Source organism: Paraburkholderia largidicola (assembly GCF_013426895.1).
Classification (GTDB): domain Bacteria; phylum Pseudomonadota; class Gammaproteobacteria; order Burkholderiales; family Burkholderiaceae; genus Paraburkholderia; species Paraburkholderia largidicola.
Window position 1 is genome coordinate 718,551 of sequence record NZ_AP023175.1, and the last position, 20,800, is coordinate 739,350.

The window sequence follows — 20,800 nt, forward strand, 5'->3', positions numbered from 1 at the left end:
GGTCACCTACATGATGAGCCGACTACTTCGTGGCGAAAACCGAAACTCCACCATTCGGGAACGCACCGGCGCCTGCCTGGAACGGCACATAGACCTGACCGAGGTTGCTATCGACAGCAACCGAGTGCGCGCCGGTTCCCACCGCGACGGTGTAGAGCAGCTTGCGCGTCGCCCCATCGATCACACCCATTTGCGGAGTGAAACCCGATGCCGCCGCCGTGCCGCTCGTTACCCAATGGCGCGCGGGCAAAAAGTAGCGGTTCGATGTCGGATCGTAGGCGACCTGGTCCGTTCCTCCGAACGGCACCGATGCGAGTTGAGAACCTGTATTGCGATCGAGAATCAACGTGATCAGCGGACTACCCGCAGACGGATCGCAACCGATCAACACATCGCCGTTAGGACCGAGTGCAATGCCCGTGGGTCCGCATTTGCCAAGCGGGAAGGATTTGCTGACAGTGGGTGTACCAGACGTGACGGAACTGGCGGTGATGACGTCCAGTTCGCCGTCCGGGTTGGCCGACGTTCCGTCGTTATTGATCAGGAAATTCTTTGAGGATGAGTCGTACGTGCACGCTTCCAGTCCCGATGAGCCGTTGAAGACCAGTTTCGATACGACCGCTTGCGTCGTGGTCGAAATGAAAGTCACGTACGGCGGCGTCTCGCCAGGGCTCGCGAACATGATGAGATGATCGTCGGGATCGTAGCAGCCTTCATCGACACGCGAGCCTGATGTGCTGATTGGAATTGTCTTGACCGCTTTCATCGCAGACGTATCGACGATCTTCACGGAATCTACGTCGCCCACATACAGCGTATTCATTCCCGTCACACCCACGATCCCGTCGGGCCCGGACGCATCCGTACTCGCGCCTGCCCCGGTAAAACCTCCCTGAATCTGCGCGATCAGCGTATTCGATTTCGTATCGAAGACATCGACGGCCTTGTTATTTCGATCCGCCAGATAGTATTTGCCCGCTTCCGTGTAGCCGATATCGAAGCTGAACGCTGGTGTCGTGGCATTGGGTACGGCAATGTTCGTCAGCAGCCTGGACGGCGTGGGTGCGGGTGTCGATGACGCCGGAGTCGAAGTGGAGTTGTCTCCTCCGCCGCATCCGGCGACTACGACCGTCGCGACGATCAGGATGGCTAATAAAGGTTTGTTCATCAATCGGCTCCTTTGAGCGGCAAAAACACGTGGGGGAAATGCCAGGGTGCTGCACAGGATCTGCCGGAGCGCCTCGATGATTCATCGCACACGTGGGCTCATGTCATCCATTTCTTCGAAGCGGCTTGATGCAGTGCTTCGTTACAGCGGTAAGGATGAGGAATGAGCGGCAATAATGCACAGAAAATAAATTGATGGTTTCTATACAGAGGCTTGAATGGACGTATGGAAGACGAAATACTCACATCGCACCAGATCGATTTCTTCGTAAGTTTGAGAATTCGTTGAAAACTAGAAATAACAATGAGAGGCAATAAGAATTTGCCAGAAATAAAAATCGCGCTGCAATGCCGCATTGTTTATATCGCTGACGGGCTATAGAGCGCCGCGCCTCTCGATGAAGATGTGGAGGACCAATTGCCGCGGGGCACATCGATCTGACCTGCGCGGATCTTCCGGTGAGATACGCGAATCAGGTTTGTCAGCCCTGTAAGGCTGCGTTATGAAATGGAAAGCGGGAATGGAGACGATGAAAGAGAGACGCCGGGAGAAACGTATTCGACGTAAGGGAAAACGCCTGGCATCTAACTCATTCGTTGTACCGACAGGATGCCAAAAAGTAAAAGCTTGCAATTTAATGAAAATAATGAATGACTCAATTCTCGATTACCAAAACACAAGATAAAACATTCGAATCTTGATAAAAATATATCTTCTTAAGCTTAATCTAAGAATTAGAGAAATATACTCACGAATTGCCTTTGTGTAGCGTGCAGAGGAATGGGCATGAACTTAGGTATGTGATGTGGTCGTGCCTGCTACTGCCGAATTTGAACGCCGCCACGCCAGACTGAAGGCGAAGTTCACGTGTGCGGCAGCGCGGGTGGCAATGCGTTGGCCGATTGCCGTCCCGGTAGTTCGAAATCTCTCATGCTGTTTGCCCTCTCGTCAGTTGTCGTGCAGCGGGCCCGGCTGACGAGAGCAACATGAGGCAATACGCGCTGCTACTGCGCGGGAACCGGCACAATCGACGCGATGCGCCAGCCGTCAGCGGTTCGCACTGCCGTTTCATAGACGAGAAACGACGCGGTTTTCGCCGTGGCTTCCGAAGCGCCTGCCGTGACCCGAGTGGGCGCGTACAACTGCGCGACGTCAGCACTCAGCGGAACAACGCGGATCTTCGCGACGTCGGGCTCGAACTTCCAGACACCCTTGAAAGTTTCCTTGAAATGCTCGATCAGCGCCGGCTTGCCCCAGAACTGATACGAACGGGCGAGGAGCACGATCGGGTCGGGTTCGCCGGCCGGAGCCGAGGCGAGTACGCCGGCGAACGCATCGATGTCGTGCGCGGTCGCAGCCTCCGCCTGCCGGATGAAAACGGCTTCGACCGCTTGCCGGTCTTCATCGGTAAATCGATGCGGCGCTTCAGCATGCGCGGCGCTCACCATCACAATTGCAGCGCAGCAGGCCAGCACTTTTTGTAGGCTCATGTGCGTCTCCCTTTATTGCGCCGGCACCGGAATCACCGCTGCAACCTTCCAGCCGGACGGGCTGCGGATCATAAACTCGTTGATCAGAAAGGTCGCCGTCTTCTCTGGTTGGCCCGGCGCGCCGATGGTCACCCTGGTAGGCGCGTACACCTGTACCGTATCCTGGTTCAGCGGAATGATGCGCAGCGCACTCTGATCCGGCTCGACCCGCCATGTCCCGGCGAAGGTCTGCCTGAAATGCTCGAGCACCTCGTCCCTGCCCCAGAAGCGATATGCGCGGGCCACGAACGACACGGGATCCGGCTGTCCCGGTGCGGTAGAAGCGAACATGCCACTCAGCGCGTCGAGATCATGTGCAGTCTCGGCGGTCGCCTGCTGTAGAAACAGCGCGCGAACCGCCTGAGTATCGGCGGGCGTCACATCGGCTGCTTGCGCACAGCCTGCTCCCGTCAGCAACGAAAGCAACAGAACAACCGGCAGGCTGCGCCGCACACGCAATGATCGATTAGTCATGGTCAGTCTCATATGCCCGTATTTGCGATGGAGAACGGCCAGACGACGGGAACCTCCAGCCGTTGCAACCCGACTACGAACCGCCGCGTTCTCACCCGCCAGAACGCACCCCGGTGTGAACGCTGATACGTGTCACTGGAAGAGCGTGATGTTTTCACGCAGCCACTCAGACAATGACCGTGGGGGTTTGCCCGTCAATTTTTCGAAAGTCGCCGTGGTCTCTGCGATTGCAGATTCACGAAAAAGCCTGTCCAGCCCGAGAAGCAGGTCGACAACCAGCGGCGGCTGGCCACTCGCGAGCAAGGCCTCGCGATGCTCCGTGGGCGACCGGTCGTTGTAGACGACACGGCGTCCGAGCACTTGAGACAACGCCTCAGCAACCTGTTGCATCGTCCAGTTTTGCGGCCCGCTCAGGTGATACGCCCGCTGCGATCCGTCGGGAACGTCTTCGAGCAACGCAATGCGCGCCGCTTCGGCGACATCTCGCGTATCGATGAAGTTGACGGCTCCATGTCCCGCCGCACCGGCCCAATTTCCGGCTGCAACCGACGCGCCGGCGCGCTTGAGAACGTCGGCGAACGTCGTCGGCCTGAGCGCGGTCGAGGCGACCGGCTGGCGAGCCAGATGTGCTTCGATCCGCATGTGCCAGGCGAATGGGTTGAGCTGCGTTGCCGGTCCCATCACCGACAGCTTGACGATGTGGTGTACCCCCGCGGCGACGGCAGCATCGATGAGCGCAATTTCATTTTCCACCTGCCGGGCGGATGTCCCATGCGCCACGAAGACCTTGTCGACGCCGGCCAGTGCGTCGGCGAGCGTGGCGGGTCGGTCGAAGTCCACCGTTGCGACGGTGACGTTCGGCGCAAACTGCGCCGTAGCGCTTTGGCGAGTGAGGGCGACGACATCGACGGAATCCGTGCCCAATCGATCGATTAGCGTATTGCCGACGCGGCCGGTCGCGCCTGCCACGGCTAGGCGCATAGGGCGCGATGCATGGGCTGTCTGATTGAGCATGTCGACTCCTTGATGTATGATGGAACGATCAGTCCAAGAATGATGGAACAATCGTTCCAGCTTGTCAACGGGAAGATTTATGAGTGGGAAACCCCAATACGACGAGGCCGCCGTCATCGCTGCAGCAATCGACGTTTTCTGGCGTCACGGCTATGCGACGGCGTCCATCAATGACCTCACGGAAGCCACCGGCCTGTCGCGCTCCAGCCTCTACCAGCGGTTCGGCGACAAGGACGGCCTGTTCCGCGATGCGCTGGCCGTCTACACCGAGCGCGTGCTACGGCGGATGAGCGCAGCCCGCGCGGACTCAGCGCGGGCAAGCGTGGCAGCAATACTGAGGGAATTTTTGCCAACGCCGGCAGCGTCGCGACGGCCGGCCGGCTGCCTGTTGTCGCGAAGTACTGCCGAACTGCTGGATCTCGCAGCGGCAGGAAAGACAACAACACTGGCTGGTGTCGCACGGCAGCGCGAGATCTTCGCGGATCTCCTGCGGGCAGGCGTGGCGAACGGCGAAGTTGCACCGGGGACCGATGTGGACGCCTTTGCCTGGTACTATCTCGGCGTCTTGCAGGCCGTTTTGAATCTTCCACAGGCGGGCGCATCGGGTGAAGCGCTTGGCAACATCATCGACGTTGCCATGTCCGCGTGGCCAGACGCGGACAAACGCGGATGAGGATTTCGCGTCATTCATTCCGCTCGTATGTGCGCGGCGCCGAGCCATGCCCGTCACCTCTTCAACTCAAAGATGCTGTCAATCTCAACCGGGATGCCCATCGGCAACGAATGCACTCCCAGCGCGCTTCGAGCCGGCAGATGGTCTTGCCCAAACAGCGTCAGCAACAGATCACTCGCGCCATTGGCCACTTGCGGATGCTGGGTGAACGACTGTTCAGCACGCACGTAAACGGTTAGCCGACTGCATCGCTCGACGTTGTCGAGTCCGCAGGCCTGTTCGACGCACGCCAGGATCATGAGCATCGTCAGGCGCGCCGCGTCTTGAGCCTTTTCCAGAGAAATCTCGCGGCCGACCATTCCGACGATTGGCTTGCCATCCTCGAAAGGGCCGAGCCCCGATACATACAGTTGACTCCCCGAAACGGAAACCGTCCGATAGGACCCAAGCGGGTTGATGGGCGATGGCAATTTTAGGCCCGCTTGCGCGAGGCGTTCGGATACGTTCATGTTCGGGCTCAGCGTAATGTGAAAAAGAAATGGATTCGGCCTGGTGAAGTTTGCGCGATGCAGTGAGTTCAACCGTCCGATACGACGAACGACGTTCGTCGACATCACGTATCGAGAAGTGTAGGAGTTCCGTTCTTCAAGCCCTGATGTGTACGCACGACGGGAAAGTCAATCTCCGTGTTTGCAACGACGTTCGCGTAGTTCGTCAAGACGCTCAGTGCGACGTGCACGACAATCTCGACGATCTGCGCATCAGTGTAGCCGGCCTCCTTGACGACACGCAGGTCTTGGTCGGATACGCGGCCACGCGTGTGCGCGACCTTCGCGGCGAACTGCACGGCAGGGGCGGCCGTTGGTTCATTCGAACCACCATTTCGATTGGCGAATATTTCCGCATCGTCGAGCTTCGCCACGTTCTTTCCTAAATAGCTGTGCGCCGACATGCAATAGTCGCAGCCGTTGATTTCGGCGACGGCGAGAGCAATACGCTCGCCGGTTTGTGCTGGAAGTGAGCCTTTTGTTAAGGCTGCCGCCAGACCAAGGTAGCCCTCTAGCGCCGCGGGGCTGTTGGCCATCAGACGAAACAGATTCGGTACCACACCCAGTTTCTTGTTGACGGCTTCCAAAAAGGGCTGAGAAGCAGCGGGTGCATCTGTGATCGTGGCGGGTATCTGAAGACGGGACATATCGGCTCTGCCTTTTGAAAACAAGAGAAATTGTCGAAGACAACGGACGCGTATGCTTCTATCGGAAAGTGCATCACAACACGGACCATCGAACCGTAAGCCGCCTATTTTTCAGCGGCAGATCCGCGGATACGGATCGAACTTTCTATTTCACTTAGTAATCCACAATATAACTATGTCAGGTCGAAACTGAATAACATCCCATCGACGAATTGCCCGAGATCAGCCGACGTTACTCATGCATCGCGGCATGCCCGACCTTCACGCCACTTATAGGGCTATGACGCTAGCGCCCGTACTCCAGCTTCTCCGATTCAGATACGGGACGACCTTGGCTATCCACTCTAAAGAACGTATCCGAAACTGGCCATATCCCTGCGTCTGATTTGCATGATCTATCGTACGATCGACGCATTCGGACAAGCGTGGCAGATCGACACCGCCTGGGGACCGAAGCGTTGGAGCCGACAAATCAAGCCAGCAGCGTAAAAAGGACTGTCAAAGGAGCTCCGAACTTCGCGCGACAAAGGCGCCGGTCTGTGCGATTCGATGCGCGTCACGCGGTGGATAGCCAAACTCCTCCTTGAAGGCACGACTGAAGGCAGCCTCCGAACCATAGCCGGCACGGTGTGCCACTTCCGTCACCTTCAAGGTCCCTCCGCGCAGCAAGTCTGCTGCGACTGTCAATCTCCAGCGCGTCAGATAACGCAACGGTGGAAGCCCCACCACCGCCGTGAAACGATCCGAGAACATTGATCGCGACATCATCGCGGTCTCGGCGAGCGCCGAGACCGTCCATGCACGATCCGGTTCCCGATGCATCGCGTTCAACGCACGGCCGACGCGTTCGTCGCTCAGTCCCGACAGCCAGCCGACCCGATCGCCTTGCCGGCTGACCCACATCCGCAAGGTGCGGATAACCAGCAGATCAATGAGCCGCGAGATCATCAGCAATGACCCCGGCCCGGCGCTACGCGATTCCACGTCCAGGAAATGCGTAATAGAGGCCAGCCAGGGAGGCTCGCTGACTTTGTCGCATGTCAGATGAATCAGCCCGGGAAGGCCGGTGAGCAAAGAGCGTAACGGCGCCCCGTCAAAATAGAATGATCCTGCGAGAAAGGATCCCGCCGTGCCCTCGTCAGCCGCCCATTTGAACGTCTGAGCATGTCTGCTCGGGGCAAAGTCCACCGCCACCTCGAAGCGTTGACGTGCTTTCCTGCCTGGCCCGCTTCGAATCGTATGTCCGTCCGCATGTGGCAAGAGAACGAAGTCGCCTGATCGAAGCGTCACAGAGGGACCATTGCATTGAGACACCGACAGTTCGCCCGCACGCAGATGTAAAAACGTTGCCGGCCCTGGCGGAAAAATCACTTCAGTGGAACCGCCCAGCTCGCCGTGAAAAACGTGATCTCCACGAAGGCGGATCAGCTTGAGTACCTGCGACAGGACATCGGCGTGCTCGGACGGCATGGGTGACTCCTCGGGGCATATTCACAGGGCTGCGCCCATCAACGATGTGTGCGATGGTCAGGAGACTAACAGCTGCTTGACGACGAGCCTCGCGTACACGCCCGGCATCGCACTGGTCATGCCTTGCGGGCCGCTCATCGCGATGTGGGATGGCGATCGCGTGGAGCGCAAATGGCAGATCGTCGGCCCGGCGCTGCGGGTTGCCGCCACCGGGCTCTGTTCTGCACAATCGCGCCCCGCTGCCCTGACCGTGCTGACGGGCGCGCTTGTGACGCTCGGCGCGACGACGCTGTCGTACAACTTCCACGCGTATCAGTCTGAACTCTACCCAACACGCGTACGGGCGCGTGCGACAGGCTTTGTCTATGCGCGGCGCCGCCTGTCGGGAATCTTCAGCGGATTTCTGGTTGCCTATGCGCTGCGCGGCGGTGGGGTATCGGCTACGCTCCTGCTGATCGCTGCGTGCATGGCCCATCGATGCTCTCGTGATCGGCGTGCTGGGACCGGCGACACGCGGCCGGTCGCTGGAGTCGATTTCGCAATAGACGCCGCAAGCCAAGGAATCGCCGGAAACTTCGCATACGAGGCGCGGGTAACAGCACACGCCAACGTGAAGCCCGTCCGGATTGCGTACAGGAATTTCATCATGCTTTCAGTACTCCGCCTGCAAAGACACAGACCCGTGGTACTCGCTGCCCTCGTGATGATAGCGGGTGCATGTGTTCCCGCCTCAACGGCTGGCGCTGTCGATGTGGAAGCCGGAGAAGCGCCCTTTCTCTCCGAAAACGACAAGGCGATGACGAAAATGATGGACGACATGTCCATCAAACCGACAGGCGACGTCGACCGGGACTTCGTGGCGATGATGGCACCGCACCATCAGGGCGCAATCGACATGGCGCAAGCCGAACTGCGCTACGGACACAACGAACGATTGCGTCGCATCGCCCAGGAGATCGTGGTCGAGCAACAGCAGGGAATCGTCGCAATGCGGCTCGCGCTGGGTCAGCCATTGCCCGCTCCTGCCCCTGCGCCGGACCAGGCTACGCCGGCATCGATCCCCGCGCCACTGCATTCGACCTCCCCGACTCACATGAACATGCAGAAGGAGCCATGATGAAAACCACGTCCATCGCAGCGACGACACTCGCGGCTCTCATGCTCGCCGCGCTGCAGCCAGCCTCGGCAGGTCAGGTACCCGGTTTGCAGTCGGATCCGGATATCCCCATCACCCATCGTGATCGCGTGTACGCGGCCGAGCAGTTTTCCAACACAGTCTCTGTGATCGACCCGGCCGACAACCACCTGGTCGGCCTGGTTCGCCTCGGCGATCCGACGCCGGCAAACTTCAGCCCGCTATATCACGGCCAGGTGCTGGTGCACGGCATGGGTTTTTCACCGGACCACCGCACACTCGCGGTGGTATCGATCGGCTCCAATTCCGTCACGTTCATCGATACGCAGACGAACGCGATCAAACATGTCAGCTATGTCGGCCGATCGCCGCACGAAGCGTTCTTCACGCGCGACGGCAACGAGGTGTGGGTGACGGTGCGCGGCGAGAACTATGTCGACGTGCTCGACGGCAAGACGTTCAAGGAGAAGACACGCATTACCGTTCCCGCGGGCCCGGGCATGCAGATATTCTCGCCCGACGGCAAGTATGGCTACGTATGTTCTTCGTTCAACCCGGAGATCGAAGTCATTTCGGTGGCGGACCACAGGATCGTCGGCAAGGTCAGGCAGGAAAGCCCGTTCTGCCCGGACCTCGCCGCGACGCCGGACGGCAGGCAGGTATGGTTCACGCTAAAAGATGTCGGCAAGATTCAGGTGTTCGATGCCCGACCGCCGTTTGCGTCGTTGACGACGATCGAAACCGGGCCCATCACGAACCACGTCAACATCGTGCGCAACGCGAATGGCATGTTTGCCTATGTGACCGTAGGTGGCCTGAATCAGGTCAAGGTGTTCCGCACCGACGACTTCTCGCAGGTCGCAACGATTCCGGTCGGCAACCTGCCGCATGGGATCTGGCCATCGGGCGACGGCAGCCGCGTCTACGTCGGCCTCGAAAACGACGACGCAATGACCGTCATCGATACGCTGGCGAACAAGGTCATTGCCAACGTACCGATCGGACAGGCACCGCAGGCGGTAGCTTATGTGCCGAACGCGGTGCCCGAAGGCGACGGTACGGCGAACACGCAGCCGCTTGGCCTGGCGGGACAGACCACGCACCTCGCAATGAAAGCCGTCGCAACAGGCAAACCCGCTGACGCTGCCGGTGTGCCCACCACCGTCACACTGTTCGATCAGGGATTGATTCAGGTGCTGCAGGCCGCTGTCACCGGGCTGGAGCCCAGACAGCCCTACGTGCTGTGTCTTTCGGACAAGCCCGACGGCAGCGGCACCGTGGAACCGCTGGCCGACTTCATGACCAACGGAGCCGGCGCAGCCATCGTCACCGCGCTGGGCCAGATCCGCCAACTGGTCGCACCCGAAACGGGCGCAGCGGGCGACAGGCGTCGTTATCTGATGATCGCTCCACACGTTGCGGGGAAACGTGGCGCGGTGGTCCAGGTGCAAGCGCTTTAGCCAGGCACGCGCTTCAGGGAATCCAGACGCGTGCCGAACCGGTCGGATCGCGGCGGGTAGAGATGCGCCGGGTCCAGCGAGAATGCGACCGGGCGCACCCGGCCCATGATCTCATCGCGAGGGAAGAATCCGAAATATCGCGAGTCCCACTATTGTCGAGATTGTCGCCGAGCATCGCATCGCCGGTTAGCCTGTTCATCCCGAGCGCCTGATATCGTGCGCGCGTCCCGTCGACGTACAGCACGTTGTCGCCCATCGCGATTGCCCACGACGTGGTGCTCCATTTCTCAGACAGCCGCTAGCAAATGCTTGCGGTTGATCGGGGCGTTGAGGCGGCGATTTTTTATCGCCTCCTTCTGTTGGCGCCTACACGCCCGGCTTCCCCTTCGCCTTGGTCTTCGGACTGCTGGCCGCACTAGAGCGCTCTTTCGATGCAGCGCCCCGTTGCGTCTCACTCGCCGGTTCGCCGCGCGCCGCCGCCATCATGTCCTCGAGGTAATGCTGCATCACGCGCTGGAACTCCAGGATCGCCGCGTTCCTGTCGCTCACGCTCGCGTCGTGGCTAAGCGTGACAGCCGCCTTCATCAAATGCTGGACGATCACGGCCCGGAACAGCGCCTCTTTCGCGGAAAGTCCCGGGGCGAGTGCGGCCAAGACAGACGCGATCCCTTTGCGCAATCTTTCGCGCACGCCATTGGCGCCGGGCAGCACGACATCGTGCACATCGGCCAGCGTCACGAAGGCGGGATGCCTCTTGCGAAACGTCGCAAACAGTGTCGTCAGCGTGCCGGCAACGGTCGACACGTCGAGCGACGACACTTCCTCGCGCAGCCGCTCAAATGCTGCCTCGATCTCGGTCACATAGTGTTCGATCAGCGTGCCTGCGATCTGCTCTTTTGTCGGAAAGAACTGGTAGAGCGAACCAATCGATGACTTCGCGCGCGCGGCGATCGCCGTCATCGTCGTTGCTTCATACCCCTTTTCGGCAAATTCCGCACTCGCGGCTTCGAGCAACGATGCGACCCGCGCATGGCCTCTCGCGCGGCTAGGCGCCTTGACTTCGCTCGCGGCCAAAGTTGACTTTTGTGAGTCCATCCTCATATACTATTTGTGAGCACCCCCTCACAATACATCACCCGCCAATCCCTTTCAACGGAAGACCATCTCGATGCAAAAACTCGACCCCAAGACGACAGCGCTCGTTCTGATCGATCTCCAGCAGGGCATTCTCGGCTTCGGCAAAGCACCTCGTTCCGGTGAAGCCGTCGTGACCGCGGCTGCCGCGCTCGCGAAGCGCTTTCGCGAAGTGGACGCGCCCGTCGTGCTGGTCCGCGTGGGCTGGAGCGCCGATTTCGGCGACGCACTGAAGCAGCCCGTCGATCAACCCGCAGCACTCCCACCTGGCGGATTGCCCGCGAACTGGTGGGATTTCCCCGCAGAACTGGCCGTGGAAGAGCACGACATCAAGATCACGAAGCGCCAATGGAGCGCTTTCTATGGCACCGAACTCGATCTGCAATTGAGGCGCCGCGGCATCCAGACCATTGTGCTCGGTGGGATTTCGACGAATATCGGCGTCGAGTCGACGGCCCGTGCCGCGCACGAACACGGTTACTCGCTGGTGCTCGTCGAGGACGCCATGAGCTGCACTGCGCCCGAGCATCATCAGGCATCGCTCGATTTCATCTTTCCGAGGCTCGGCCTGGTGCGCCGATCTGCCGATGTACTGAGCGCACTGGCCGACTGACGCGGCGAGATGAACGGACGGCTGTGCGCCCTCGCCGCATCCGCCGTCGCAACGCACGTGACAGGCGCGTGCCATTCAACGCGTTCCGAGCACCATCGTCGCCGGCGATGACAACAGAGATCGTGCGCGCGCATCCTGTTCAACGGTTATCACGCCCTGGTCTGGATCAATCTGGCGCTCCCTGAAGGGCAATATCCGATCCGATGATGATCCAGACCCGCATAGGTTTCGGCGCAATTGAAATAGGGGCGATGACAATCGACTGTCACGCCCTTCCAGGCGCGTCCGCGAGTGGTGGCAATCGGCTGCTGGGGACGCGCGCACAGAATTTCGTCAATCGAAATCAGTTTCGGCAGGCACGACGAAGGCATGACGTTCTGAAACATGGCACGATCCGCGAGCAACGAGCGGCCAACACCAGTGGTGGGTCGCAGAAGCCAATCCATGACAGCGCGATTGATTGCGTCACAAGTTACGAAACACGGACAACGCCGCTCGTGCGTGACTCTCGTTTTGCGTTATCTGGCCAATAACTTCGTATTGCGCGAGGTTGCGAAGGCGTCTTTGATAAAAGCATTACCCGTCTTCTCAGCGAGCGCATATGCCTGCTGTTCGGTCATCCAGTATCGCTGGCTAGCTGCGTCGTACTGGAGATAGCCAGATGCGGCGAGGTCGGCCAGCCAATCGCGCACGCACCACAATTCTGTTCTGGTTGTATTCGCAAGCACTTCTGCTGATGACGGATTGTCAGCCAGCACGCTATAGAGTTTCAGTCTATTACCGGCAACTATCGTGGACGCGTATATGACCGGTTCACGACGATGATGGAATGCGCTATAGAACCTGGCGAGTTTCCCGATTTGAATAGCCATGATTGCCTCCTGGTCACGCTTCGTCGCATAGTCGGGTTCGACGGAATGGTCCGCTGGATCAGTTGAATTGCGGCCGTCGGATCGGGGACGTGGAGAATCGGATGGCGCCAGTGTGCTGCTATGCGTGAAACAAGAAAAGCTAATTTCTCTAACTTCAATTAAGTGTCGCTAATGTAGTGCGGCTTGCCGGCGCGATGACGCCCTTTGCCCGGAGGGCGAAATCGCACGGACGATCACCTCGCGGCATTCAGGTGGTTCACAATTCAAACCCGCGAAATGTCGTCAGTGTTCATTGCATCGCCGTCATCCTCGCCCGACGAATGGCATTGTTGTTGCCATGACGGTGTGAAACAGCACGTTCGCATCGAGTGGCAAGCTCGCCATATAGGCCACGGAACGCCCTACGATTTCCGCGTCGATAAGCGGTTCCTCCGCGAGTTCCCCATTGGCCTGCAGAACGCCGTGCGCCATCTGGTCCGCAAGCGCGCTGTGCGCATTGCCTACATCGATCTGGCCCACCGCAATGTCGTGCCGGCGGCCGTCGAGCGCGGCACAGCGTGTCAGGCCCGTGACCGCATGCTTCGTTGCCGTGTAGGCTATCGAATTCGGCCTCGGTACCCAGGCCGACAGCGAGCCGTTGTTGATGATGCGGCCACCGCGTGGCGATTGCGTGGACATGATTCTGAACGCTCGCTGCAGGCAGAAGAACATGCCGTTGAGGTTCACATCGACTGTGCTGCGCCATTGCTCGGGCGTCCATGTTTCGAACGAACCCTGCGGATTGCCGACGCCTGCATTGTTGAAAAGCAGGTCCAGCCGACCGAAACGCGCGACGACGGCATCGAACGATGACGCGACCGCATGCGGATCGGACACATCGCACGATACGGCAAACGTGCGCCCACCGAATGCACCGGCATCCGCGATCTCGCGCAACGGCTCGATGCGCCTGCCAAGCAGCGCAACCGACCAGCCGTTACTGAGCAATTCGAGAGCGGCTGCCTTGCCGATGCCGGAGCCGGCACCCGTCACGATGGCCACGCGCGGCATCCTTATCTGGTTCTCCTGACTCATACGTGCTCCATCAATGGTTGTCCCGCGATTCGCCGCGCAGCTCGACGATGTCGAGAAACAACGTCGCCGGTTCGAGACATGCGCCGCTGCCTTGCTGGCCTACCATGCTTCGATAGATCTCCTCCCACGGCGTCTGGTTCGGCAACGCTGGCGGCGACCATGCAGCCCGCCGGACAGCGAGTTCTTCATCGGATACCAGCAGATCGACGCGACGCGTCTTCAGGTCGATGCGCAGCCGGTCGCCCGTTTTCAGCAACGCCAGCCCGCCGCCCAACACCGCTTCCGGCGATACATTCAGAATCGACGGACTGCCCGATGTGCCGCTCTGGCGCCCATCGCCCATCGTCGGCAGCGTGTCGATGCCGCGACGGATCAACGCGGCGGGCGGCTGCATGTTGACCACTTCCGCGCCGCCCGGGTAACCGACCGGTCCGCAGTTCCGCATGACCAGCATCGAGTTCTCGTCGATTCCAAGCGCAGGATCGTCGATGCGCGCGTGGTAGTCCTCAGGGCCCTCGAATACGATCGCCGTCACTTCGAACGCGTCCGGATCGTCGGGATTCGACAGGAAGTGCTCGCGAAAGCGCGCGTCGATCACGCTCACTTTCATCACCGCGTTTTCAAACAGATTGCCGCCGAGCACGACGTGACCGCCGGCAGGCTTGAGCGGCGCGCCGAATGCCCGAATGACCTCGCGATCCGGCTCGGCAACACCGGACAAATTCTCGGCTAGCGTGCGCCCTGTGACAGTCATCGCTTCACCGTGTAGCCGTCCTGCGTCGAGAAGCTCCTTCAGCACGCCTGGTACACCTCCTGCACGATGAAAGGCTTCGCCGAGAAAACGCCCTGCCGGTTGGCAATCGACGAGCAATGGGATATCGGCGCCGACTCGCTGCCAGTCATCGAGCGAATGGGCTACGCCCATGTGTCGTGCGATTGCAATCATGTGGATCGGGCAGTTCGAAGAAGCGCCGATCGCCCCCGCGACGGCTACCGCATTTTCAAATGCCTCGCGCGTCATGATGTCTGACGGCCTCAGGTTCTCCTCGATCATCTGCACGATCCGCTTGCCGGTCTCGAAGGCAAACCAGCCTCGCTCGCGATACGGCGCAGGCACCGATGCGCAGCCGGGCAACGACATGCCGAGCGCCTCCGCGAGCGAATTCATCGAAAGCGCGGTGCCCATCGAATTGCAATGCCCCGCCGAAGGCGCGGACGAAGCGACCTTCTCCATGAACGTCGCGTAGTCGAGTTCGCCCCTCGCCAGTTCCTTGCGCGCCTCCCATACGACGGTGCCGGACCCCGCCAGCTTTCCCTGATACCAGCCGTCGAGCATCGGACCGCCGGAGAGCACGATCGACGGAATGTTGACGGTGGCCGCTGCCATCAGGCAGGCGGGCGTGGTCTTGTCGCAGCCTGTCGTGAGCACGACCCCGTCTAGCGGATAGCCGTGCAGCACTTCGACCAGCCCAAGATAGGCGAGATTGCGATCCAGTGCCGCCGTGGGCCGCTTGCCGGTTTCCTGGATCGGATGCACAGGAAACTCCAGCGGAATGCCACCCGCATCGCGGATACCGTCGCGCACGCGCTTCGCGAGCTCGATGTGGTGACGATTGCATGGTGCAAGATCGGAGCCCGTCTGCGCGATTCCGACGATCGGCTTGCCGGACTGCAATTCGTCGCGCGTAATGCCGAAGTTCATGTAGCGCTCGAGGTACAGCGCGGTCATGCCGGGGTTCGACGGGTTGTCGAACCACCGGCGACTGCGCAGCGACCGTGGCGCGCGTTCGGATTGATCAGATGTCAACGCGTTCTCCTGGATCTTCCCGTCAGGCGTGCAGCAGCGGCTCGTAACGATCGACGAACGACGCAACCGCTTCTTCGAGACGTTGCAGATCGCCTTCTTCGTGCGCCAGCGTCAGCACGATGAAGCCGCGACGCGCGACATAGCATCCGCGTTCGATCATGTGTAAGAAGAACAGATCTTTGAGCGGCGTTTCGGCATCGCCGAGGTCGTCGACGGAATGGATTGGCTGAAGACCCGCATGAAGATTCATCAGCGATCCGATGCCCGTGAACTGCATCGCGACATTGCGCTCGCGGCACAGGCCGTTGAGCCGCGCGCGCAGCCGCTCGCCCTTTTCGTTGAGTGCAGCGGCAGCGCCCGGCGTATAAAGACGCGAGAGCCCCGCGTATCCCGCCGCCATCGACAGCACATTGTTGTTGAAGGTACCCGCGTGCGGGGTTGCACCCGGCAAGCGCGGATCGAACTGTGACATCACGTCCTGACGGCCGCCAAATGCGCCGAACGACATGCCGCCGCCGATGTACTTGCCAAACGTCGTGAGGTCGGGACGGATGCCGAGCAAGGCCTGCCGTCCACCGCCCGACAGGCGCGACGTCACCACTTCGTCGAAGATCAGCAATGCGCCATGACGCTGCGTCAGATCCCGCAATCCTTCCAGAAATTCAGGCTCGCCGACGATACATCCACCCGCGACCTGCATCGGCTCCACGATGACTGCGGCGATATCATCCGCATGCGCAGCAAAGATTGCTTCGATACTTTGCAGATTGTTGTATGGCGCGACGATGAAATCATGCGGCACATTGACCGCGCTGTTGCCGCTGCCGAACGTCAGGACGCCGCCGTGATAGCCACCCTTGAAGGCAATGACCTTCTTGCGTCCCGTGAAGATGAGCGATGCCGCGATGGCCATCAGATTCGACTCGGTACCCGAGTTTGTGAAGCGCAGCGACTCGACGGAACCGAAACGTTCCTGCATCAGGCGCGCAAGCGGTACTTCCAGCGTGTTGTGGCCTGTCAGATTCAGTCCGTTATCGAGTGCCTCGACAATCGCTGCGCGAATCACGGGATGACTATGGCCATACATCGCCGTCGTATACTCGGCGAGAAAATCCGTGTACGCGTGACCGTCTACGTCCCACAACCGCTTGCCCTCGCCACGCGCAATCGTGAGTGGGAACGGCGGATAGAACAGCACGGAACGGGTATTGCCACCCGGCATTACCGAGAGTGCTTCAAGATGCGCCGCTTCACTTTTCGGATTCGACTTCGCGAACGCATCCGCGGCGAGTGAAGCCGCGCGCGTGAGTTCGGCCACATTCGGCTGCGGAGCCAATACGTTATCTATCGACATATGAATTCCTGATCCATTCGATGCTTTTTCTGAATACGGGTTTAGTGAGGTCGCTCATTCGACAGGCACAATCGAACCGCCCGCTGACCAGTACACGGTCATCGGCGCCTTGACCCATTCGCCACGCTGATCGAAGCGCACTACGCCGAAAAGCGTGTTGAAGGCCGATTGGTGAAGCGTCTTGTCGAGCGCTTCCGGCGATAGCGACTGAGCCGCCGAGATCGCGTCGCCGATCATCATCGTGGCGGCATAGAAGGACGGCCCCTTCTGATCGGGATCGACACCATATGCCGCCTTGAAGCGGGTTTCGAAGCGCTTTCCATCGGGCAACGCGGCAAGCGGCACACCGCCTTGCGGACAGTACATCTTTCTGTCGAGCGCACCGTCCGCGAGCCGCGGAAATTCACCGACGCAAAGCCCGTCGCCACCCATCAATACCGCGTTGACCGCGAGGTCACGCATCTGCCGGGCCAGATAGGCCGCCTGTCCGTAATAGCCGCCGTAGAAAATGCCCTGCGGCTTTTCGAGTTTGACTTTCGACAGCACCGCTTTGAAATCGACCGTGTGGTCCGTCGAATATTCGCGCGCGACGATATCGATGCCGAGTTTCTTCGCCGTCGTGACAAACACATCCGCTACGCCCGAACCATATGCGGTGCGATCGTCGATCACAGCGACGCGCTTCAGATGCAGCGTGTTCGCCGCGTAATCGGCCATTTTCCCGCCGAGCACGTTGTCGTCGGTCGTCAGACGGAACACGTAGGGATAGCCGGGTACCGTCAATGCAGGATTCGACGCTGCAGGCGTGATCATGATGACCTTGGCGTCGTTGTAGATCTTCGACGCGGGAATCGTCACGCCCGAGTTCCAGTGTCCGATCACCGCGAGCACGCCACTATCCACGAGTTTCTGCGCGACGGTCACGCCTGCTTTGGGGTCCGATTGATCATCCACAGAGATCAATTCGAATTTGAGCGTCTGGCCATTCAACGTCATGTGCTTTGCGTTGAGGTCATCGACGGCGAGTCTGGCGCCCCGTTCATTGTCCTTGCCGCTCGCAGCTTGCGAACCCGTCAGCGGACCGGCGACACCGATCTTCACGAGCGTGTCCGCATGAACCGTCGCGGACGCGAACGCAACGCTCAAGCAAACCACAAGCGTCTTCATTGCAGGAATGCGCATGATCGTGCTCCTGTCACCGATTGATGAGATGTTCGAGAACGCCCCGAACGGGTTCGAGCGTGGCGAACTCGTAGTCCGGGCGTGCCTGGAAATCACCCAGTTGCTCTGCGCCACGATTGATCCACGCGACCTTGATACCAAGCGGTTTCGCACCGTCGATATCGGCCCACGTGCCGATCGAGCAATGGAAGATTTCGTCGGCACGCAGGCCAAGCGTGGCGAGTCCCGTTTTGAAGATCGTTTCCGAGGGTTTATACGCGCGCGCCATTTCCGCCGTCGTCACTTGCGGAAAATAGTCAGCAAGACGGCTGCGACGCCACAGGTCAGTGTCCATGTTCGTGATAGGCATCAGCACGAACTCGTCACGCGCCCAATCGAGAAATGCGACAGCGTCATCGAAAGGCGGAGATGACTCGACCAGATGCGTCAGCAGCAGTTCAGTCAACGCGGCCATGTCCTCGCCATCGGTGCTGCCTTTGGTTAATGCCTCGAGACAGTTCGTGAGTGCATCTTGCGCGACGTCCCGATAGCGCCGGTACGCGCTGCTCCTGTACCCCTGTACGGTGCGCTTGTCCCAGTCGTGATAGACGTCGGTGGCGGAGTGCGCCGACGCGAGCCCGACATGCTGCAACACGGCTTCCATGCCGCGAATGCCGCCTGTTGTCACGTCGACGAGCGTACCGAAGTAGTCGAAAGTTAGCGCTTTGGGTTTCATATGTTCATTCCATCATGTAGTACAACTAATTCATAAGAAAATTGAACGACGGCAAAGCTGTCCTTCGATGTAAAGGGCTGGATCGACGCGGGCCGCCCCCAGTCTCTCCGGGTGATGCGCAAACATTGTCAAAAACGTCCTGAACCATCAGTCGATGGCCTCGAAGTGAATTTAATGTACGCTGTACAATTAAATTTCGCAAGCGCGCAAATTTGCGGGTTTTCCCGGACGTCTCGCGCTATCGCATTGTTTGCAGTAGAGTGACGCTCGTTCGAATTCACTGGCGGGAACTCACGTTGAGCAGAAAGGAAGAATCGGCGGCGCCTGTGCCTGAAAAGAAGCGACGTGGCCGGTCCGCAAGGGATCAGGGACTGTCGAGGGAACGTGTCGTCGAGGCAGCCCTCGCATTGATCGATGCCAAAGGCTATGCGTCGTTCAGCCTGCGCGACGTCGCGAGAGAGCTGGGTGTCTATCCGACGGCAATCTACTGGCACGTCCCGAGCCGCGACGAACTCCTCGTCGAGGTGATCGCAGTGGCACTAGGCGACCTCGTTCCCCCGGCACTGCCTGCCGCACGCTGGCGTGACTGGTTGAAAGAACTGTTCAATCGTTATCGCAATGCGGTGGCGCGACATCCGAACATCGCGCCGTTGCTGGGTTCCCAGATCATCTCGAACGCCAGTATGAATCCCGTGATGGTGGAGGCTGTTCTCCAGACCTTGCTGACTGCGGGTTTCAGGCCGGAAGACCTGATTCACGTCTACAACACGGTAATTACGGCGATGGTCGGATTTGTGACGCTGGAATTTGCAAGCCACGGCGCTGATGAACGTGACGCATGGGAAGGCAAGTTGCGCACGCGATTCGAAGAACTGGATCCGAACGCCTTTCCAGTATTGACGTCGAACGTGAAGCGGCTTTCGAATCAGGCATTCATCGTGCGATGGAAGGGTGGCACCAATCCATCGCTCAAGCAGAGCCATGAGCGTTATATCGATGTGGTGCTAGATGGACTTCAGCGGCAGTTGCCAGGCACATGAGCGCCCCCAACGGCAGGAAGTCTTACCGCTAAACAGACCGCCCTGCCTCCGCTCACGACCTGCTTTTTCCAATTCCCCCTGTTACGCGACGCGAGAACGGCGCTTGCTATAGGATCGATTTCCCCTGATCCGATCTGGAGCGCCTCAGTCATGAAACCTCATATCGTCGTCCACATGATGTCGTCACTAGACGGTCGCAGTCTGACTGACGGCTGGCAACTCAAGTTTGTCTTCAAGCTTTACGAAGACACTGCAGCCACCTTCGGTGCGCAGGGCTGGATCTGCGGTCGCGTCACGATGCAGGAGGTGTCGCACGGCGACGATTATCCAAAAGGGCTCGCGAAAGGGCCGATCCCGCGCACCCATCATTTTGTGGAGCGCAACGCCGCTCAATACGCCATTTCTATCGATCCTCATGGGCGCGTCGCGTGGAAGAGCAATACGGCGCTCAATTCGCATGTCGTCGAAGTCGTGACGGAAGGCGTGGCCGACGATTATCTGGCCTATCTCCAGTCCATCGGCGTGTCATACATGTTCGGCGGCAAGAGCGAAATCGATCTGAAGAACGTGGTGCAAACCTTGGCAACTGAGTTGAGCGTCACGAAGCTGATCGTCGAAGGCGGTTCGCGTATCAGCGGCGCTTTCGTGAACGAAGGCCTCGTCGACGAGGTGAGCGTCCTGATCATCCCGCTCGTGGACGGTCGCAGCGAGCATCCTTCATCGTTCGAAGTGCCCATGGAGAAGTGGCGCGCGCCCGCGTACCTGAATCTGACGTCGATCGAAAAGCTGGAGCGTGGCGCGGTGTGGTTGCGTTATACCACCTCATAGCGAATCGCCCGAAGCCCGATTTTGGTCGCACCAGTGAAGGCCAGGATAAGAACGCGCGGCACT

The 20,800-nt window shown here is 59.6% G+C and carries 21 protein-coding genes and 1 pseudogene; 6 read left to right on the top strand and 16 right to left on the bottom strand.

The window, feature by feature from the left end; all coding sequences use genetic code 11:
* Nucleotides 1-22: 22 nt before the first annotated feature.
* The 4 genes from PPGU16_RS19880 to PPGU16_RS19895 all read right to left on the bottom strand — a co-directional run bounded on the left by PPGU16_RS19880 (nucleotide 23) and on the right by PPGU16_RS19895 (nucleotide 4,185).
* Nucleotides 23-1,168 (bottom strand): YncE family protein, encoded by a 1,146-nt coding sequence (locus PPGU16_RS19880; RefSeq protein WP_180724491.1) that lies wholly within the window; start codon nucleotides 1,166-1,168, stop codon nucleotides 23-25.
* Between the two features lie 1,004 nt (nucleotides 1,169-2,172).
* Entirely contained in the window at nucleotides 2,173-2,658 is a 486-nt protein-coding gene (locus tag PPGU16_RS19885) for a YybH family protein (RefSeq protein WP_180724492.1), read from the bottom strand.
* Nucleotides 2,659-2,670: 12 nt separating this feature from the next.
* Complete coding sequence (locus tag PPGU16_RS19890; RefSeq protein ID WP_180724493.1) at nucleotides 2,671-3,171, bottom strand: YybH family protein; 501 nt, start codon at nucleotides 3,169-3,171, stop codon at nucleotides 2,671-2,673.
* Between the two features lie 132 nt (nucleotides 3,172-3,303).
* Complete coding sequence (locus tag PPGU16_RS19895) at nucleotides 3,304-4,185, bottom strand: NmrA family NAD(P)-binding protein (protein WP_180724494.1); 882 nt, start codon at nucleotides 4,183-4,185, stop codon at nucleotides 3,304-3,306.
* Nucleotides 4,186-4,264: 79 nt separating this feature from the next.
* Here PPGU16_RS19895 and PPGU16_RS19900 point away from each other — a divergent pair, with 79 nt between their 5' ends.
* Nucleotides 4,265-4,858, top strand: a complete 594-nt coding sequence (locus PPGU16_RS19900) for a TetR/AcrR family transcriptional regulator (RefSeq protein WP_180724495.1) — start codon at nucleotides 4,265-4,267, stop codon at nucleotides 4,856-4,858.
* A 53-nt stretch (nucleotides 4,859-4,911) separates the two neighbouring features.
* Here PPGU16_RS19900 and PPGU16_RS19905 read toward each other — a convergent pair whose 3' ends face one another.
* The 3 genes from PPGU16_RS19905 to PPGU16_RS19915 form a co-directional block, all read right to left on the bottom strand.
* Nucleotides 4,912-5,367 (bottom strand): RidA family protein, encoded by a 456-nt coding sequence (locus tag PPGU16_RS19905; protein WP_180725143.1) that lies wholly within the window; start codon nucleotides 5,365-5,367, stop codon nucleotides 4,912-4,914.
* Between the two features lie 104 nt (nucleotides 5,368-5,471).
* Nucleotides 5,472-6,053: a carboxymuconolactone decarboxylase family protein gene (locus tag PPGU16_RS19910; protein ID WP_180724496.1), complete on the bottom strand. Its 582-nt coding sequence runs from the start codon at nucleotides 6,051-6,053 to the stop codon at nucleotides 5,472-5,474.
* Between the two features lie 498 nt (nucleotides 6,054-6,551).
* A complete protein-coding gene (locus tag PPGU16_RS19915; protein WP_180724497.1) occupies nucleotides 6,552-7,523 on the bottom strand; it encodes an AraC family transcriptional regulator in 972 nt (323 codons plus the stop codon).
* Between the two features lie 703 nt (nucleotides 7,524-8,226).
* On the opposite strand from PPGU16_RS19915, the gene PPGU16_RS19920 reads away from it, so the two are divergent.
* Nucleotides 8,227-8,640, top strand: coding sequence for a DUF305 domain-containing protein (locus tag PPGU16_RS19920; RefSeq protein WP_243460659.1), 414 nt, complete (start codon nucleotides 8,227-8,229; stop codon nucleotides 8,638-8,640).
* Nucleotides 8,640-10,118 (top strand): YncE family protein, encoded by a 1,479-nt coding sequence (locus PPGU16_RS19925; protein WP_180724498.1) that lies wholly within the window; start codon nucleotides 8,640-8,642, stop codon nucleotides 10,116-10,118. The genes PPGU16_RS19920 and PPGU16_RS19925 overlap by 1 nt, the downstream gene beginning before the upstream one ends.
* Here the strand turns inward: PPGU16_RS19925 and PPGU16_RS19930 are convergent.
* Both PPGU16_RS19930 and PPGU16_RS19935 read right to left on the bottom strand, forming a co-directional pair.
* Nucleotides 10,115-10,380, bottom strand: a pseudogene (locus tag PPGU16_RS19930) (S26 family signal peptidase); the annotation flags it as partial. The gene PPGU16_RS19925 and the pseudogene PPGU16_RS19930 overlap by 4 nt on opposite strands.
* Nucleotides 10,381-10,484: 104 nt before the next feature.
* Nucleotides 10,485-11,078 carry a TetR/AcrR family transcriptional regulator gene (locus PPGU16_RS19935; RefSeq protein WP_243460640.1) on the bottom strand — a complete coding sequence of 198 codons (594 nt, stop codon included), beginning with the start codon at nucleotides 11,076-11,078 and terminating at the stop codon, nucleotides 10,485-10,487.
* A 208-nt stretch (nucleotides 11,079-11,286) separates the two neighbouring features.
* On the opposite strand from PPGU16_RS19935, the gene PPGU16_RS19940 reads away from it, so the two are divergent.
* Nucleotides 11,287-11,865, top strand: a complete 579-nt coding sequence (locus PPGU16_RS19940) for a hydrolase (RefSeq protein ID WP_180724500.1) — start codon at nucleotides 11,287-11,289, stop codon at nucleotides 11,863-11,865.
* 149 nt (nucleotides 11,866-12,014) lie between these two features.
* Here the strand turns inward: PPGU16_RS19940 and PPGU16_RS19945 are convergent, their stop codons facing one another.
* The 7 genes from PPGU16_RS19945 to PPGU16_RS19975 all read right to left on the bottom strand — a co-directional run bounded on the left by PPGU16_RS19945 (nucleotide 12,015) and on the right by PPGU16_RS19975 (nucleotide 18,869).
* Nucleotides 12,015-12,251 carry a hypothetical protein gene (locus tag PPGU16_RS19945; RefSeq protein ID WP_180724501.1) on the bottom strand — a complete coding sequence of 79 codons (237 nt, stop codon included), beginning with the start codon at nucleotides 12,249-12,251 and terminating at the stop codon, nucleotides 12,015-12,017.
* A gap of 132 nt (nucleotides 12,252-12,383) precedes the next feature.
* Nucleotides 12,384-12,737, bottom strand: a complete 354-nt coding sequence (locus PPGU16_RS19950; protein WP_180724502.1) for a hypothetical protein — start codon at nucleotides 12,735-12,737, stop codon at nucleotides 12,384-12,386.
* 303 nt (nucleotides 12,738-13,040) lie between these two features.
* Nucleotides 13,041-13,811, bottom strand: coding sequence for an SDR family oxidoreductase (locus PPGU16_RS19955; protein WP_180724503.1), 771 nt, complete (start codon nucleotides 13,809-13,811; stop codon nucleotides 13,041-13,043).
* A 10-nt stretch (nucleotides 13,812-13,821) separates the two neighbouring features.
* Nucleotides 13,822-15,618, bottom strand: a complete 1,797-nt coding sequence (locus tag PPGU16_RS19960; RefSeq protein ID WP_180724504.1) for an IlvD/Edd family dehydratase — start codon at nucleotides 15,616-15,618, stop codon at nucleotides 13,822-13,824.
* Between the two features lie 22 nt (nucleotides 15,619-15,640).
* Nucleotides 15,641-16,972, bottom strand: a complete 1,332-nt coding sequence (locus PPGU16_RS19965) for an aspartate aminotransferase family protein (protein WP_180724505.1) — start codon at nucleotides 16,970-16,972, stop codon at nucleotides 15,641-15,643.
* A gap of 54 nt (nucleotides 16,973-17,026) precedes the next feature.
* The gene (locus tag PPGU16_RS19970) at nucleotides 17,027-18,154 is read right to left on the bottom strand and encodes a branched-chain amino acid ABC transporter substrate-binding protein (RefSeq protein WP_180724506.1); all 1,128 of its coding nucleotides are present in this window, start codon (nucleotides 18,152-18,154) and stop codon (nucleotides 17,027-17,029) included.
* 13 nt (nucleotides 18,155-18,167) lie between these two features.
* Nucleotides 18,168-18,869 (bottom strand): HAD family hydrolase, encoded by a 702-nt coding sequence (locus PPGU16_RS19975; RefSeq protein ID WP_180724507.1) that lies wholly within the window; start codon nucleotides 18,867-18,869, stop codon nucleotides 18,168-18,170.
* A 296-nt stretch (nucleotides 18,870-19,165) separates the two neighbouring features.
* Here PPGU16_RS19975 and PPGU16_RS19980 point away from each other — a divergent pair, with 296 nt between their 5' ends.
* Nucleotides 19,166-19,909, top strand: a complete 744-nt coding sequence (locus tag PPGU16_RS19980; protein ID WP_224032009.1) for a TetR/AcrR family transcriptional regulator — start codon at nucleotides 19,166-19,168, stop codon at nucleotides 19,907-19,909.
* 150 nt (nucleotides 19,910-20,059) lie between these two features.
* Nucleotides 20,060-20,737: a dihydrofolate reductase family protein gene (locus PPGU16_RS19985; RefSeq protein ID WP_180724508.1), complete on the top strand. Its 678-nt coding sequence runs from the start codon at nucleotides 20,060-20,062 to the stop codon at nucleotides 20,735-20,737.
* The last annotated feature ends 63 nt before the right edge of the window (nucleotides 20,738-20,800 follow it).

Coding starts and splice junctions, on each gene's coding strand:
- PPGU16_RS19915 (WP_180724497.1), bottom strand. CDS start 7,523: ATGCCGTCCGAGCACGCCGATGTCCTGTCGCAGGTACTCAAGCTGATC.
- PPGU16_RS19880 (WP_180724491.1), bottom strand. CDS start 1,168: ATGAACAAACCTTTATTAGCCATCCTGATCGTCGCGACGGTCGTAGTC.
- PPGU16_RS19885 (WP_180724492.1), bottom strand. CDS start 2,658: ATGAGCCTACAAAAAGTGCTGGCCTGCTGCGCTGCAATTGTGATGGTG.
- PPGU16_RS19890 (WP_180724493.1), bottom strand. CDS start 3,171: ATGACTAATCGATCATTGCGTGTGCGGCGCAGCCTGCCGGTTGTTCTG.
- PPGU16_RS19905 (WP_180725143.1), bottom strand. CDS start 5,367: ATGAACGTATCCGAACGCCTCGCGCAAGCGGGCCTAAAATTGCCATCG.
- PPGU16_RS19945 (WP_180724501.1), bottom strand. CDS start 12,251: ATGTTTCAGAACGTCATGCCTTCGTCGTGCCTGCCGAAACTGATTTCG.
- PPGU16_RS19900 (WP_180724495.1), top strand. CDS start 4,265: ATGAGTGGGAAACCCCAATACGACGAGGCCGCCGTCATCGCTGCAGCA.
- PPGU16_RS19970 (WP_180724506.1), bottom strand. CDS start 18,154: ATGCGCATTCCTGCAATGAAGACGCTTGTGGTTTGCTTGAGCGTTGCG.
- PPGU16_RS19940 (WP_180724500.1), top strand. CDS start 11,287: ATGCAAAAACTCGACCCCAAGACGACAGCGCTCGTTCTGATCGATCTC.
- PPGU16_RS19975 (WP_180724507.1), bottom strand. CDS start 18,869: ATGAAACCCAAAGCGCTAACTTTCGACTACTTCGGTACGCTCGTCGAC.
- PPGU16_RS19955 (WP_180724503.1), bottom strand. CDS start 13,811: ATGAGTCAGGAGAACCAGATAAGGATGCCGCGCGTGGCCATCGTGACG.
- PPGU16_RS19925 (WP_180724498.1), top strand. CDS start 8,640: ATGAAAACCACGTCCATCGCAGCGACGACACTCGCGGCTCTCATGCTC.
- PPGU16_RS19965 (WP_180724505.1), bottom strand. CDS start 16,972: ATGTCGATAGATAACGTATTGGCTCCGCAGCCGAATGTGGCCGAACTC.
- PPGU16_RS19910 (WP_180724496.1), bottom strand. CDS start 6,053: ATGTCCCGTCTTCAGATACCCGCCACGATCACAGATGCACCCGCTGCT.
- PPGU16_RS19920 (WP_243460659.1), top strand. CDS start 8,227: ATGATAGCGGGTGCATGTGTTCCCGCCTCAACGGCTGGCGCTGTCGAT.
- PPGU16_RS19935 (WP_243460640.1), bottom strand. CDS start 11,078: ATGACGGCGATCGCCGCGCGCGCGAAGTCATCGATTGGTTCGCTCTAC.
- PPGU16_RS19985 (WP_180724508.1), top strand. CDS start 20,060: ATGAAACCTCATATCGTCGTCCACATGATGTCGTCACTAGACGGTCGC.
- PPGU16_RS19895 (WP_180724494.1), bottom strand. CDS start 4,185: ATGCTCAATCAGACAGCCCATGCATCGCGCCCTATGCGCCTAGCCGTG.
- PPGU16_RS19950 (WP_180724502.1), bottom strand. CDS start 12,737: ATGGCTATTCAAATCGGGAAACTCGCCAGGTTCTATAGCGCATTCCAT.